A 16,104-nucleotide genomic window follows, 5' to 3' on the forward strand; every position below is an offset into this window, starting at 1 on the left:
CCGCCTTTCTTAAAAGACCATATTTGAGTCACACTGTTCTATAATTATTAGTAAAACAGTACTTTTAATTGGTAAAAATCATGCCAAATCTACCTGGTTTATATTTTCTTCAAGCTTATCCACGTGAAGAAATATGGAGATTATTTGTTGATGGACGTTTCTGGTCAAAAGAAAATGGGTGGAAGGGCTATGAATCACGAGAACCAGGATGCCTTAATGCCGCTCTGGAGAGTTTGTGCTCTATTGCATTGCAAGTTGAGAAATCAGATGAGGAATTTGAATTAAGCGTTGATTTAATAAAGAAGATACACAAGAAGTGTGGAAAAAAGGTGGAGGAATTACAGGAAAAAAATCCAGGTGAAATCAGAACAGATGAACCTGTTTCATTTGGTATTCCAGCTGGCCGGGCTTCAATTAAGGGTATTGAAGAATTCCTGAGCTTTGCCTTTCTTACAGAAGGCGAAGCTGAATTTGGCCCGGGCAAAGCTGGTCCATTTGGCCCAAGCTTTAATAAGAACTATTTTAAAAATCTGAATCGAGAGCAAATACCCGAACTTGCCAAACAAATCTATGTCGATATGTGCAAATATGGGCATAGTAATACCAATCATTTCTATCTTGCGGTAATGAAAAATGTGGATCTCTACCTGGAAAAAATTACTCAATCTTACAATCAGGAAATAAAAACCGCTGAAACGCTTGATGAAAAACTTAAAATTATCGTTAAGCACATTCGAATGTATGAAGTATTGCATCCCTTTAGAGACGCTAATGGCCGAACTTTTGTCAATAATTTATTAAATATTCTTTTAATGCAACAAGGTTTACCGCCAGCAACGTTTTATGAACCTAATGTTTTTGATTTATATAGCGCGGATGAATTAGTGGTTGTTGTGAAGGAAGCCATTTTTAATACGGTAGAAATTATTGAAAAAAGTAAAAAAAAGGATCCTGTTTTTTTATATGGTTATCATTCAAGCCTGGAAGATCAAACCAAATTTCGTGACATGCTGGATAGTCCAGCGTACGAAAAAATAAGACATATGGATTTTTCAGATTTAAATCCGGAGAAGCTGCAATCGAATGCTCAAAAATGTTTATCGTCATTAAATGAGCAATATCCATTACATAGAGGCGCAATCTATCTTAGTGATCCCAGTGATATAAAATTATTATTATCACATTGCAATGAATCTGAAATTAATCAACGCATAGAGCAAGGAGCGCCACCTCTTTATGTAGGCAAAACTCCTGCTCATTTAGCTGTGCTCTCAGGGAATATGGCAATGATTGATGAGCTTATTGCAAAAAAAGCGGATTTATCTCTTCAGGATTATGACGGTAAAACTGCACTTCACTATGCCGCAGAGTCTGGAAATATGCAAATCATGGGCAAAGTACTAAAAGTCGTGTTAAGCCAGGAAAATGCCATCAAGGTATTAAACATCAAGGATAATCATGGCAAAACAGCATTCCATTATGCTGCTGAATATGGAACTCCCGAGTTAGTATCAGCTTTGACAACCACAGAGGTTATTCAGATCAATGAACCCGATAACAGCGGTACTTCAGCAATAACCTTGGCATATAAAAATCATAAATTGAAAATTTTTGATGAACTATTAAACTCAGGGGCCGATATTAGTAATGAACTTTTAGAGGCAGTATGGGCTAGAAAGGATAAAGAAACATTAGGTAAAATTATTGCTAAAAATGAGAAAATTCTTTCGAACAAAGAAGCTTTCAGAATCGCTATTTCTTTAGGAAGCATAAATCTGGTTAAAAAATTCTTACATGCCGGGGTAGATATCGATATACCTTTGACTAAAGAAAAAGCAACGCCGCTAATGTTATCTATAAATTCCGGTAATCCGAAATTGGTCAGTTATTTATTGAAAAAGGGAGCTAATACGCGTTTAACCGATACCAGTGGCAATACTGTCCTGCATTATGTTTTTTATTCAAAAGCAGAAAACAGAGAAGCTTTAGCGAGTATCATAACAGAGAAAGATAAGGAGTTAATTAATCAGCCAAATACTAATGGAAATCCACCTCTTTATAATGCCGTGGTAGTTAATGATTTGAAAATGGCAACAATTTTACTAGAACAGGGGGCAAAGGTCGATTTCGAAGATAGGCTTGGAAATAATATTTTGCATAGTGCGATGCGAAGATGTGATTTGCCGATCATACTGGATATTGTCAAGAAAGACAGTAGCTTACTTCATAAAAGAAACTCTGAAGGAAGAAATCCCTTTCACCAGGCATTGCATGAGATGCATACGTTTCCATCGTCAAAAGAAACAGAAGAAATCCACTTTATGAATTTAAGTGATTTTCTTTTAAAAGAAAAAGTGGATTTAAATAAAAAAGATATTCAGGGAAAAACAATATTAGATATTGCGTTATCCAAGCAGTATTTTCACTTAGCTGTCAAACTGATGAAGGCGGGTGCTCATACCAATATCTCTTCCCCATCAAAATTTCTTAAAAATTCCGATGCCAATTCTATTTTGGAACGTCCTTTTAAATTTAAGAACGATTTAAAGAAAGAACTCGATAAAAATTCGCTAATTGCTATGTCACAAATTAATGATTTGTACGTCCAAATCAAAAATAACAGGATTAGGACTCCCACAGGCTATGCCCCGAAAGAAGGAGTGTCTTTTTTTAAAGGAAAATCAAACGATGCCAAAGCACGTGATGAGGTTTTATCGGTTTTAAAGGAACTCTACGATAGTAAACTTACAGAGATACTCGGTAATCTTCCTGGCGAAGGAGTGGAGGAAATCAAAAGAAGTCAGAAACTTTTTGACACTGAACTAAAATTATTAATTAAAAATCAGGACATTTCGAGGAAAGTCGATAAAAAATCCATTCAGGAAGCAGTTGGTACATCCTTGAAAATAAAATGGTAAGAACTGCTATTTGAATGCCTTTTTATTATCTATTTCGCTCTCCAATAATTGCAACTCGATTTTTCTGTGAAATGCCTTGTATAATTTATTTTGGTTTTCCCCAAACAATGTTTGGAAAACTCCGGTTTTTGGTTTTATTTCACTATCCAGCATAGATAATAGCAATTTAATATCATTTTTTTCCAGAGAGGATTCCTTGAATAAATAAGAACTCAGATCATCTAAGCGTTCCTGATAACTCTTTTTACTATCTAAACCTGTGGAAATACGAAAATAGTGAGTTAAGACAGCCTGAGTTTTATCAAGGGTTTCTTTTTTAAAAGCTCGTTCAAAATGAGCTTCAGAAATTGGGCACTCGATTTCAGGTTGTACCATTTCAAGTGACAGACGATAAAATGCTTCTTCTAAATCAGTCTCAGATTTTATCGTTGCTTTAAATAGTGGCGCCAGGATTTGATGTTTCTCAGGGTAATTGATAAAACCTCGTATGAGCTCATCTAAATGATAGGGAATGCGCGTTACATTGATGGTTGAACAATCCCCAACGGTACGACTTTTTAAATCTTGCATTACCATCTCCAGGGGGATTTCAATGTTTTCAAAATAAGTGATTCCATCGCTCAAACCGTCTTCAAAGAGAATTGCTTTTAATGTCCGTGCTGTTTCCGTATTGCCTGTCTTGATAAAATGTTCCAGGACTTCATTAACAGTTTTGACAGATTTTTCCTGGAAGTGTTGTTGTTCTATTTCATGAATTAATTTTATTAATGTATTTCTGCGCTCCAAACTGCGGGACATAGCACGATGGGTAATGATACGAGCAATATCAAATGAGGAGGGGTAGGGGATATCTATCAATTCGTCAAATAGCGTTTTGAAATATTCTTTATCTACTCCTATATCCCGACGGTCATTGGTTTGAGAAATCAAACTGGTTTTCAACTCCCCCCAAATCCCATCAGTCATGGATACTATAATATCACCTTCAGCGAGTTGGAATGTTTTCCTGACAAGCAGTGTGTCTTTATCCGCAGTTTTTGCCAGGGCTTGCAGGGATGGTGGAGTCCAGGTACCAAATCCTCTATATATGTGGCATGCGGATACCATATGTTTTATCTTAAAACGTTTATCCAGGATAATAATTAGTCCATCACCAATATTTGCAAATTCGCCAACGTATCCCTTTCCCTGATTATATTGATAGATAAAAGCAGCCATCGAAGCTTCCGAGTTTTGCAATTTTTTCGGTGCTGTTTGATTTTTTTCGGAGGCTTTTGGTTGGGTAATCAAGTGTAGCGTTGCATCGATATTTTGCTCACAATTCAAAAAATCCTCACAACTGGAATGAGATACACTGTGTATATTATCGTCTTCCTCCTGATCACCATTTCCGCCACCCAGACCATCAGTAATTGCGACTCTTGCACCGTTAATAATACCCGTTGCATCAGTAGTCACTAACACGCCTGAGGAATCGAGTATGGCATCATGCTCAATGTCTTTCTCTTGATGAGAAAGGCTGGAACCAATAATAATGGCATGATTATGACTTTGATTTACAGAATAAAACCGTTCTGATAAAAAGCTTGATAAATCTTTTGTTTGGTCTTTTGCAATGGATTGTGAAAAAATAATTTTTTTCCCGGTGATAATTTTATCTCTCATATTGCAACTCGTAAAAACAAGCTTATTCTCATTAATAATATAGCGTAACTTCATATGCCAGGCTTAATGGCTTGCAGAAAATCTTATGCCTGGCTTGAGAAATGTATTTCTTTCCAGTGTTTTTACAATTTCAAAAAAGTTTAACTTGCTTTGGCTTCCAAAAGAATAGTTTCAAATTTTTGAGCCAGGAGCTTATTTTCGTCTCCATCCAAAGTAGATAGCTCTTCGGTATATGTTTTACAGATAACCTTTCCGCTACTTACATCATAAATAGCACCAACCATCCCTATCTCATTGCTGTTTATCATAGTCCGTAAAATATCACTTTTTTTATAAATGTTCTGTAAGGTATTCGCAACATTTAATTCAGTGACATGATTTACAAAAGTTTGATTTTTTCCGTTACGTTCTGTTGTAGTTTCTTTTTCTGCATTAACTGCAGGTTTTATTTTAGAGAGTAATTGGGTGATATGACCCTTTTCAATACCATCGCAGGCAGATTGAATGGCCCCGCATCGGGTGTGTCCCAGGACCATGATAAGCTTCGCGCCAACTACATTACAGGCATATTCTATGCTGGCCAAAATATCATCATTAATCACATTGCCTGCTATACGTACACAAAAAAGATCACCGAAGCTCATATCAAAGATGGTTTCTACAGGAACTCTTGAGTCAATACAGGCCAAAACAACAGCAATTGGATGTTGTGTTTTTGCAGTATATTTTATATCGATTTGGTTTGATCGATGAATCCGGTTATCGCTTAAAAAGCGTTGATTTCCTTCAAGCAGTATATTTAATACTTGTGCTGGTGTCAGGTTAGACTGAACGTCATAGGTTGTAACTGTAATGAAATCGATGTAGTTATGAATTTTATAGTGTTCCTGAAATCCGGTGAAATTTAAAGAAATTTGTTTACTGCCTGCTAACTCTTCTTTCAATTCATTAAATAACTCCAGAATTTCCTTATCAATGTATTGAGAATAACGTGCGTCTATAATCAATTGAGAGTGTCTGGGTAATGTATCCAATTCAGCGACCAGTGCGGCTTTGTTAAGAAAAGTCATTTGCTGGGGAAGCATCAAACGGTATGTCGAACCATTTGGATAAATTTCCTTAATGATATCAATACGAGCTTGACTATTGGATTTTAATATATAAAAGAGGCTGATGGCCAAACCGATTAATATACCTGCAAGAAGATTGAAGGCAATAATACTGATCACGGTCACGATGAAGGGAATAAATCGATCGCTGCCTTGTGAAAAGATATTAATATAGATGGCAGGTTTGTTTAATTTATAACCAGTGTAAATTAAAATCGCAGCGAGAGAAGATAAAGGGATTTTATTCAATGCGCCAGGTATCAACATGACAGCAAACAAGATAAAGAAACCATGGAGTATGGCTGAAAATTTGGTTTTTGAACCGGCGTGGATATTGATGGAGGTTCTGACAATGACTGATGTAACAGGAATACCTCCTACCAAACCTACTGTTAAATTACCTAAACCTTGAGCAACCAATTCCTGATTAGTTGGACTGTGCCTTCTTTTTTTATCTAACCTTTCTGACGCTTTGAGATTAAGCAGCGTTTCCAAAGAAGCAACGATACATATGACTAGCGCATAGAGATAGACTTTAGGATTAGTCCAGGCGGACCAGTCAGGGTACTCAAGATGACTGAAAAATTGGAAAAAACCATTAGTATCAGGGATGTTAACCAGTTGAGGCGAGTTTTGCACTAGGCTGGAGTTTGTCCAGATGAACAGCTCATTTAATAGTATTCCTGCCAGTACCACAAGGATAGGGGCGGGGATTTCTTTCAGAATTTTATTCTTGGTCATATCAAAGTAGATTAAAATAGCCAATGAAAGCGTAGTAATGATTAGTGCGCCTTCATTAATATGCTGAGATAAAGCCAACAAGGGACTTACTGTAAATCCTTCTGTTGTTTCCAATAAATGCGTTTTAAGTTCATCAAAATCTGATGAGAGGGTGAATGCGAGGGGTAATTGCTTAATGATTAGCAGAATCCCAATAGAGCATAGTAGTCCTTGGACCACATTGGAAGGAACGTAATCTGCAACAAATCCTGCTCTTAATGCGCCTATAATCAGTTGTAAAACGCCCGCGATGGTAAGAGCCAATAAAAAGGTATTAAAATCACCAAGTTGTGAGATCGCCGCCAATACGACGGCTGCCATACCCGCTGCAGGTCCGCTGACACTAACCTGTGAGCCGCTGAATATACCCACAACAATACCGCCAATAATTCCACTTAATATGCCAGAAAAAAGCGGCGCGCCGGAAGCCAGAGCAATACCTAAACATAAAGGAATCGCCACGAGGAAAACAACTATTGCGGCAACAAAATCAAATTTTAAATAACGTTTAGAGTAGATACGAAATAGACGCAAGTTAACTGTATTTCTGTTAATCATAATCTAAAAGTTCCTTTATTTTGAATTCAGCATCAGGTTAATAATACAAAACCACGGGTAATCTGATAATTTGAAAGCCTATTTTTGTATATTTCACGCCATTTGTCAAAATAATAAGCTTGTTTTGTGTGCCAATTATTTCATTATATTGCAAAAATGAAAAGAAATATTAGATAATAATTTTCATAAGTCAAATTTTTTCATTCTCCAATTCAAATTCCTGAGCATTAAAAACTTCTTCATATTGGATTGGCAGAGCAGTTTCAAGGCCAGCTTCCAAATTTTTAAAATTCCAAAGATTTTGATCCATTAATTGACTTGGCTTCAAACTTTGCAGCGCATGAAGCATGTTACTGGGGACTTTTGGGTTTTCAATCGCCAGTTGATCAATGAGTGAGGCAACTTTTTTGCGCATCAGATTTTCTTGAGATCCACAAAGATTACATGGGATAATTGGAAAGGCTTGTTCTGATGCAAACGTCATAATATCTTTTTCCTGTACATAACACAGTGGTCGTATGACTATATGCTTTTTATTATCACTTAACAATTTGGGCGGCATGGAACGTATATCGCCATTATATAGAATGGACATCATCAATGTACGAATCAGATCATCACGATGGTGCCCCAATGCTATTTTATTAAATCCGTGCTCTTCAGCATATCTATAGATGATTCCACGTCTCAAACGGGAACACAAAGAACAGTAGGTTTTGCCTTCAGGAATTTTTTCCTTCACGATACTGTATGTGTCTCGGGTTAGTATTTCATGAGGAATGGATTTTTCAGTTAACCATTGACGTAAACAGGCATCATTCCATCCTGGTTGGGCTTGATCCAGAGTAAAAGCAAAAATTTCAAATTTGTTTCCTGATTTGATCCTGAGCTGGTTAAGAATTGTTAATAGTGTGAATGAATCTTTTCCACCAGACAGGCATACCATCACTCTGTCACCACGCTGGATCATATTAAAATCAGCTATGGCTTTACCTGCATAATGAAGTATTTTTTTTTCAACTAAAGAAGGATTGGAAGACATAAAACAACCTAAATTTGTTATTTGGAGGTTTTGTTATCTACTGGTGAAAATCCATTGACACGTGTAGTTGCTAACCATGAGTTAATCTGTTCGAGATCATTAACGTTTAAAGTCCCTGCAAGGTATTTCAGGGTAAGTATGGAATTAATCAAGTCGTATTGATCTCGGGCTAATTGTTCCTGTGCTTCAAACAATCTTTGTTGGGCATTGACCACATCCACCATGGTTCGAGTGCCTACTTCAAATTGAGCCTCGGTACTTTGCAAAGAATTTTGCACAGAAATAACTGTTTGTCTGTCCGCCTTTACCTTACTTATCCCATCAGTGATGGTATTGAAGGCGATGCGGCTGTTTACAATGACGTCCCGATACGTTTGTTCCAGTTTTTCACTCGTTGACTGAAAGTTATATTGAGCTTGACGAGTCTGCGCTTGAACCAAGCCTCCTTGAAAAACAGGAAAATTCATCGCGATTGCAATATTAGCCTGGGTTTGCTTTGATGGAATAAAAACAGTATTGCCGGATGCATTATTATGTATTTGGCTTGCGTTGCTCTGTAGTGAAAAAACTGGCCAGTTACCCGCAGAGATTGCTTTTACATTGTCTTTTGCCACCTCAAGATTATATTTTGCAGCATATAATTTATAGTTTTGTTTAAGTCCAGTATCTATCCATTGATTCACGTCATTTGGTTCTGGCTTAACGAGTGGAATTTTACTGTCTTTGAGTGGCGCGAGTGTTTCATATACGTGATTGGTTAGTTTTCGCAAATTTTCACTCTGGTTAATCTGATTATTGCGGGCAGCGATAACTGTCGCTATGGATTGATCGTACGCCGCCTTTGCTTCATAGACAGAAGTGATGGCATCAAGGCCAACTTGAAAACGTTGAGTTGCTTGATCATATTGTCTTTTGTTCGCCCGTTTTTTTGCTTCGGCAAAGTCTAATGTATCTTTGGCAAACAGGACATCAAAATAGGCTTTGGCTGTTCTTAGAATTAAATTCTGTGCTGCATCATTGAAACTGGCTTGTGCTGCTTTAACAGACGCTTTGGCCTGGGCTACTTTGGCCCATGCCTGATAGTTAAACAGCGCCTGAGAAGCATTGACTTGCCACAAATAACTTCCATAGTATTGATTGGCACTAAACGCTCCGGCAACCGCATCCTGATAATTGCGGCCAGCTTGTGAACCAAGGCCGACTTGAGGGTAAAGAGCCGCACGAGCTTGAGGAATGGCTTCGGTGCTGGACATATAGTTATCATATGCCTCTTTAAAGATTGTATCGTTCTCCAGGGCTTGTTGATAGATATCCATTAGGTCTGTTGCAAACACATGGGTTGAAACACCTAACGTTAAAATCCAACAAAACAGAGACTTTCTCATTCGAGTTTTCCCTAGAAAACAAATTCTTTCGGTTTCAACTGATCTACCAGAGGAGGTATATCCGTTTCAAAAAGCATGGATTCTGTCCAGATTGCATTATGATCCAACTGAAAAAGATAAGCTTTCATTACAGGGGATTTACCAAGGATTGCGAACAACTTGCCACCAGGTAAAATTTGTAGTTTATGGGTATCTGTCAGTTTTTCCATGGCACCAGTGAATACGATAACATCGTATGGTGCGCTTTCCAACCATCCACGACAAGCATCTCCTGTAATTAATTCAACATTAAGACAATTATGTTCTTTGAGTTTGCGTTTTGCATTGGCAGTGAATTCAGAATAATAGTCAATACTGATTACTTTTTTACATAATTTACTCAGTAAAGCCGTCATAAAACCGGTCCCTGTTCCCACTTCCAGCACAGTTTCATGGCCTTTAAGATCAAGCGCTTGTAAAATTGTTCCTTCTTCCAGTGGAGTTAACATCCTTTGACCATGGGCCAAGGGAATTTGCATGTCTGAATAAGCAAAGTGAGAGAAAGGTTCAGGAACAAACTCATGTCGTAAGATCTCATCGTATAAGTCGAGGATGGATTCATTTAATACATCACCAGTTCGTAACTGTTGTTTGATCATGTTTATGCGTGCACTGTGATTCATTTGCTCTACCGTCTTAATAATCATTGGATAGGTTAAAACTTTGAAGCAATTTTAGCAAGAATTCAGCTTATGTCTAAGCATTAATGTTTGAAAGTGAAATTTTCTTGAAAATATCTCATGGTGAGAATGTTTAAAATTTGGTATTATTTATGAATTTATCCAGACATACAGGAGATTATAGTGCTTGAGCGATTCATTAATTATTTGCAAAATGAACTTGAAACACTCAAGGCGGAGGGCTTGTACAAATCAGAGCGTGTTATTTCCAGCCAGCAGCAAGCTGATGTGAAAGTTAACGAAAGAGAAGTTATTAATCTTTGTGCAAATAACTACCTGGGTTTGGCCAATGATCCTGAGTTAATAGCTGAGGGGCAGGCTGCTTTAGCCAAGTATGGGTATGGCATGGCTTCTGTTCGTTTTATTTGTGGAACACAAACCCCGCATAAACAACTGGAACAAAAAATCAGCCATTTTTTAAGTAAAGAAGACACTATATTGTATTCTTCCTGTTTTGATGCCAACACTGGGTTGTTTGAGACATTACTGACAGAAGAGGACGCTATTATCAGCGACGCTCTCAATCATGCGAGTATTATTGATGGAGTCAGGCTGTGTAAGGCAGCCCGGTATCGCTATGCCAATAATGACATGAAGGCTCTGGAAGAGCAGTTAATTGCAGCAAAAAATGCGAGATTTCGTTTGATTGCAACGGATGGTGTTTTTTCAATGGACGGTATATTGGCTAACTTACCTGCCATTTGTGAACTGGCTGACAAGTATGACGCCATGGTGATGGTTGATGATTCCCATGCCGTTGGTTTCATGGGCAAGACGGGTAGAGGAACACCGGAGCATTTTGGAGTTAGTGATAGAGTCGATATTATAACGGGTACGCTTGGTAAAGCCTTAGGGGGTGCATCAGGAGGATACACTTCGTCGAATCAAGTCGTTATTGATTGGTTGCGCCAACGATCCAGGCCTTATTTATTTTCCAATACATTGGCACCCGTTATTGCTCATACTTCTTGTGTGGTACTCGATAAATTGTCTACAAATAACTCCCTTGCTGAAAAATTAAAGCGCAATAGTCATTATTTCCGTGAAGGAATGACACAGTTAGGTTTTGAGTTAATCCCGGGTGAACATCCTATTATTCCCGTCATGTTAGGAGATGCCAGTTTGGCCGGGCGAATCTCTAATCGCTTATTGGAGTTGGGCGTCTATGTTGTAGGGTTTTCCTACCCAGTGGTACCAAAAGGTTTGGCTCGGATTCGTACCCAAATGTCTGCAGCCCTTGAATTGCATCATTTGGATAAAGCCTTGAAGGCGTTTGAAAAGGTTGGTAAGGAATTTTCTGTAATCTAGAACCACATTACTTTACATTTCACAACCTGATATTTTTTAGGATGAATTGCGAAATGGTGGTATTACCTAATTAATTTGAGGTATGACAATGAAATCATTGGTTAAAGCAAAAAAAGAGCCTGGAATTTGGATGCAAGACATTCCTGTTCCTGAGTACGGGGTAAATGATGTTTTAATAAAAATTAAAAAGACTGCAATTTGTGGTACAGATATCCATATTTATTCCTGGGATGAGTGGGCGCAAGCGACAATTCCTGTTCCTATGACGGTAGGTCATGAATTTTATGGTGAAATAGTAGAGATAGGAAAAGAAGTCCAAGGTTTGAAAGTTGGACAAAGAGTTTCTGGTGAAGGTCATATTACCTGTGGTTTTTGCAGAAATTGTCGTGCCGGCAAGCGTCATTTATGTCGTAATACCCTGGGAGTGGGGGTGAATCGACCAGGATGCTTTGCTGAGTATCTGGCGCTGCCTGCGACCAATGTCATTGCTCTCCCCGATAACATTACGGAAGAGCAAGCGGCTGTTCTCGATCCTTTTGGAAATGCTGCTCATTGTGCATTGGCATTTGATGTTGTAGGTGAAGACGTTTTGATTACTGGGGCAGGCCCCATAGGCATAATGGCTGCAGCCATTGTAAGGCATATTGGTGCACGACATGTTGTTATCACCGATGTTAACGATCATCGATTGGAACTGGCCAGGCAAATGGGTGTTAGCCGAGCGGTCAATGTCAAATACCAAAAATTAAGTGATGTGGCTAATGAGCTGGGAATGCTTGAGGGGTTTGATGTTGGTCTGGAAATGTCCGGGAATCCTATGGCATTAAACGACATGATGAAAGCGATGAATCATGGTGGACACGTGGCTTTATTGGGTATTCCACCACAAGAAACCCCTATAGATTGGAACCAGGTTATTTTTAAAGGATTGGTTATTAAGGGTATTTATGGTCGAGAAATGTTTGAAACTTGGTATAAGATGATTGCCATGTTACAAAGTGGTTTAAATATTTCTCCTGTTATTACTCATAATTTCCCAGTAGATGAATATCAGCACGCTTTTCAAATTATGGCATCCGGCCAGTCAGGGAAAGTCATACTGAACTGGTAGTATTGTCTGATAAAAGGCTGATTATAGAGAGTTGGAGCGATTATGGCGCAGTATATTTTCACTATGAATAGAGTGAGCAAGATTGTTGAGAACCAAAGATTTATTTTAAAAGATATTTCATTAAGTTTTTTTCCCGGGGCAAAAATTGGTGTATTAGGACTAAATGGTTCTGGAAAATCTACCTTATTGCGGATTATGGCTGGTGTTGATACGCAATACGAAGGCGAAGCAAGGCCTCAACCAGGAATTAAAATTGGATATCTTGCTCAAGAACCCGAGCTTGACTTAAATAAAACTGTGCGCGAAGTAGTCGAGGAAGGTGTTGCAGAAATTAAGGAGAAACTGTCTCGTTTTGATGCAATTAGCATGCGTTTTGCAGAACCAATGAGCGATGATGAAATGAATGCCTTGTTAACAGAGCAAGGTGAATTGCAAAATGAAATAGAAGCTTGTGGTGGCTGGGATTTGGAGAGAAAGCTTGATGTCGCTGCTGATGCATTAAGATTACCAGAGTGGGATGCCATAATAGGAAAACTATCCGGCGGTGAACGCAGACGTGTTGCTCTTTGCAGATTGTTGCTATCAAGTCCTGACATGTTGCTTCTTGATGAACCTACCAACCATTTGGATGCAGAAAGTGTTGCCTGGTTAGAACATTTCCTGGAAGAGTTTCCTGGCACTGTGGTTGCAATTACCCATGACAGGTATTTCCTGGATAATGCGGCGGAGTGGATTTTAGAATTGGATCGGGGTGAAGGTATCCCTTATAAGGGGAACTACAGTTCTTGGCTCGAACAAAAAGAAGCACGGTTGAGTATGGAGAAAAAGCAGGAGGATGCTTTGCAACGTGCTATTAAAGCGGAATTGGAATGGGTTAGAACCTCGCCCAAAGGACGTCATGCTAAAAATAAAGCCCGCTTGGCTCGGTTTGAAGAAATGAATTCTAAAGAATTCCAAAAGCGTAATGAAACCAATGAAATATATATCCCACCCGGTGAGCGCTTAGGCGATTTGGTTCTGGAAGGTGAAAAAATATGCAAATCCTACGGTGACAGGATATTAATAGATAATTTTGATTTCAAACTTCCCAAAGGTGGTGTTTTAGGCATTATTGGCCCCAATGGAGCAGGTAAGTCTACTTTCTTAAAAATGTTAACAGGGCAGGAAGAGCCAGACAAAGGTGTCATTCGTATTGGAGAAACAGTGAAGTTGGCTTATGTTGATCAGATGCGGGACAATCTAAATCCCAATAATTCGGTGTGGCAAGAAATTTCAGACGGCCATGACATTATGCAGATAGGTAATTTCCAAATGCCTTCACGAGCTTATGTTGGGCGTTTTAATTTTAAAGGGACGGATCAACAAAAGAAAATTTCTCAATTGTCTGGAGGAGAGCGTAACCGGGTTCATTTGGCAAAATTATTGAAAAGTGGCGGGAATGTTTTGCTACTTGATGAACCCAGTAATGATTTGGATGTTGAGACATTGAGAGCTTTGGAAGAGGCCATTCTTAATTTTCCAGGTTGTGCTATAGTGATTTCTCACGATAGATGGTTTTTAGATAGAATTTGTACCCATTTGATGGCTTTTGAAGGAGATTCACAAATAACCTTTTTCGAAGGTAATTACAGCGAGTACGAAGCGGATAGAAAGCGTCGATTAGGTGATGAGGCTAACAGACCATCACGAATTAAATATCGAAAATTAAGTGATTAATTAGGGCCACCAGCTTTTACTATTGTGGAGATAAAATTTAAATGAAAAAAATTTATTGGGCAGTTATTTTAATGTGCCTCGGATTAACTTCGTGTGTTGAGTTTGATGAGTCAACCTTAATTACTGATGATGCCGGTTATGTACACAGAACCGTTCATTATTTAAGGGATAAAAGAGGACGTAATTATTTCCCAATGCAAATTAAAGCGCCAGGCGAAAGATTATTTGTTTTTGATCCTAAAGCATCTGCCTGGGCGGCCTACGATGAAGAAGGTCAGCGTGTCATGACAGGAGCTGGTTCTGGCGGAATAGATATTTGTGAAGAAAATCCAAATCAATCTTGCAGGACGATAACCGGAACATTCAGGATTTATAACAAACGAGGTATTGATTGTCGTTCGGGTGAATACCCTGTCGATACGAAGGGCGGGGCTAAAATGCCTTACTGCATGTATTTTTACAGAGGATTCACTATTCATGCGGCTTATGAAGTTCCAGAGCACCCATCAAGTCATGGTTGTGTCAGGGTTTTCCCCAGCGCCGCCAAATGGTTGAACGAAGAGTTTATGCGAGTTGGAACGAAAGTAATCGTATTAGCCTACCCAGATCAGAATGGGGTGAAAACTATGTCCTCATTGGAAAAAGTAAATTAAAATTTGGATGGTTCTTGTTATAAATACATGACTATCTGAGAGAGACACTTTAATTTTTAAAGTGTCTCAGTTGAATTGCTTGTCATTGTAAATGGAATGGAAATTTAAGTAATGGATTATATAACCTCTTTTACTCCCTACCTAAGCGCCATTGGTGGATTACTGATTGGCCTAAGTGCTGTCCTTTTTTTGTGGTTGAACGGTCGTATAGCAGGTATCAGTGGAATGATACACGGAATTTTTCCACCTGAAAAACCATTCCCAGTATGGCGTATTGCCTTTTTACTTGGTTTAGCAGCTGCCGGATTGTTCTATTTCGTGAGCCCTGCCATTCAGTTTCCTTTAAGGACACATTATCCTGTTTTCCTATTATTAATTGGTGGATTTTTGGTGGGTTTTGGAACCCGAATGGGACAAGGTTGTACTTCTGGGCACGGGGTATGTGGACTGGCCAGATTTTCCAGGCGTTCTTTCATAGCGACATTGCTTTTTATCTTATCGGCAGTGATTACTGTTTATCTGATAAGACATGTGGGAGGATTATATTAATGTATAACATCATGTCATTTCTATGTGGTTTGTTATTTGGAGCCGGGTTGACTATTTCAAATATGATCAATCCTAACAAGGTATTAAATTTTCTTGATATCAATGGATTTTGGGATCCGAGTTTACTGATTGTAATGGCTGTTGCTGTCACCGTAACTTTTTTGGGGTACAAACTGATAAACAAATTTGATAAACCAATATTGTGTAATCAATTTTATTTACCCGAGAAGAAAAGCATTGAGAAAAAATTAATCTTGGGAAGTATCATTTTTGGAATTGGTTGGGGTGTGGCTGGATACTGCCCAGGCCCATCCATTACTGCCTTGGCTACCTTTAATTCAGATCCGGTTTATTTTGTGATTGGGCTAATAGCAGGATCATGGTCTTATTACTGGTTATTTAAAAAGAAAAATATTCAAAAATAAAACTCTGAAATTTAATACTCTCAGAGCGTACGAAAAACCACATCTCTTTGTTTAAAAATGTTTTTAACTCAGTCATTTAGTTTATCTGAACATACTCATTAAAAACAGTTTTTGCCTTGACCTTGGGTTTTTGGTACGTCCTGACTCTTATATTCCAGCTTTTGTT

At 38.4% G+C, this 16,104-nt stretch carries 12 protein-coding genes; 7 read left to right on the forward strand and 5 right to left on the reverse strand.

Annotation, left to right across the window (positions count from 1 at the left end; all coding sequences use genetic code 11):
* Positions 1–68 precede the first annotated feature (68 nt).
* On the forward strand, positions 69–2,918 hold the full coding sequence (ankX, locus tag EL201_RS03595; protein ID WP_080273339.1) for a Dot/Icm T4SS effector AnkN/AnkX/LegA8: 2,850 nt from the start codon (positions 69–71) through the stop codon (positions 2,916–2,918).
* 6 nt (positions 2,919–2,924) lie between these two features.
* On the opposite strand, the gene EL201_RS03600 is transcribed toward ankX, so the two are convergent.
* The 5 genes from EL201_RS03600 to EL201_RS03620 form a co-directional block, all read right to left on the reverse strand.
* A complete protein-coding gene (locus EL201_RS03600; RefSeq protein ID WP_080273340.1) occupies positions 2,925–4,637 on the reverse strand; it encodes a phosphocholine hydrolase Lem3 in 1,713 nt (570 codons plus the stop codon).
* Between the two features lie 86 nt (positions 4,638–4,723).
* Entirely contained in the window at positions 4,724–7,030 is a 2,307-nt protein-coding gene (locus EL201_RS03605; protein WP_027223743.1) for a bifunctional SulP family inorganic anion transporter/carbonic anhydrase, read from the reverse strand.
* A 190-nt stretch (positions 7,031–7,220) separates the two neighbouring features.
* Positions 7,221–8,072, reverse strand: a complete 852-nt coding sequence (ttcA, locus tag EL201_RS03610; RefSeq protein WP_027223744.1) for a tRNA 2-thiocytidine(32) synthetase TtcA — start codon at positions 8,070–8,072, stop codon at positions 7,221–7,223.
* A 17-nt stretch (positions 8,073–8,089) separates the two neighbouring features.
* Positions 8,090–9,457, reverse strand: a complete 1,368-nt coding sequence (locus tag EL201_RS03615) for a TolC family outer membrane protein (protein WP_027223745.1) — start codon at positions 9,455–9,457, stop codon at positions 8,090–8,092.
* 11 nt (positions 9,458–9,468) lie between these two features.
* The gene (locus tag EL201_RS03620; protein WP_027223746.1) at positions 9,469–10,119 is read right to left on the reverse strand and encodes a protein-L-isoaspartate O-methyltransferase family protein; all 651 of its coding nucleotides are present in this window, start codon (positions 10,117–10,119) and stop codon (positions 9,469–9,471) included.
* A 180-nt stretch (positions 10,120–10,299) separates the two neighbouring features.
* Here EL201_RS03620 and EL201_RS03625 point away from each other — a divergent pair, with 180 nt between their 5' ends.
* The 6 genes from EL201_RS03625 (at position 10,300) to EL201_RS03650 (ending at position 15,938) form a co-directional block, all read left to right on the forward strand.
* Positions 10,300–11,484, forward strand: a complete 1,185-nt coding sequence (locus EL201_RS03625; RefSeq protein WP_027223747.1) for a glycine C-acetyltransferase — start codon at positions 10,300–10,302, stop codon at positions 11,482–11,484.
* 88 nt (positions 11,485–11,572) lie between these two features.
* Positions 11,573–12,595, forward strand: coding sequence for an L-threonine 3-dehydrogenase (gene tdh / locus EL201_RS03630; protein WP_027223748.1), 1,023 nt, complete (start codon positions 11,573–11,575; stop codon positions 12,593–12,595).
* A 42-nt stretch (positions 12,596–12,637) separates the two neighbouring features.
* Positions 12,638–14,311 (forward strand): energy-dependent translational throttle protein EttA, encoded by a 1,674-nt coding sequence (gene ettA, locus EL201_RS03635; RefSeq protein ID WP_027223749.1) that lies wholly within the window; start codon positions 12,638–12,640, stop codon positions 14,309–14,311.
* 41 nt (positions 14,312–14,352) lie between these two features.
* Positions 14,353–14,964: a L,D-transpeptidase gene (locus EL201_RS03640; RefSeq protein WP_027223750.1), complete on the forward strand. Its 612-nt coding sequence runs from the start codon at positions 14,353–14,355 to the stop codon at positions 14,962–14,964.
* Positions 14,965–15,075: 111 nt separating this feature from the next.
* Positions 15,076–15,513 (forward strand): YeeE/YedE family protein, encoded by a 438-nt coding sequence (locus tag EL201_RS03645; RefSeq protein WP_027223751.1) that lies wholly within the window; start codon positions 15,076–15,078, stop codon positions 15,511–15,513.
* Positions 15,513–15,938, forward strand: a complete 426-nt coding sequence (locus tag EL201_RS03650; protein ID WP_027223752.1) for a DUF6691 family protein — start codon at positions 15,513–15,515, stop codon at positions 15,936–15,938. Before EL201_RS03645 ends, EL201_RS03650 begins: the two co-directional genes overlap by 1 nt.
* Positions 15,939–16,104 lie beyond the last annotated feature (166 nt).

Source organism: Legionella pneumophila subsp. pascullei (genome assembly GCF_900637585.1).
In the GTDB taxonomy this organism is placed as follows: domain Bacteria; phylum Pseudomonadota; class Gammaproteobacteria; order Legionellales; family Legionellaceae; genus Legionella; species Legionella pascullei.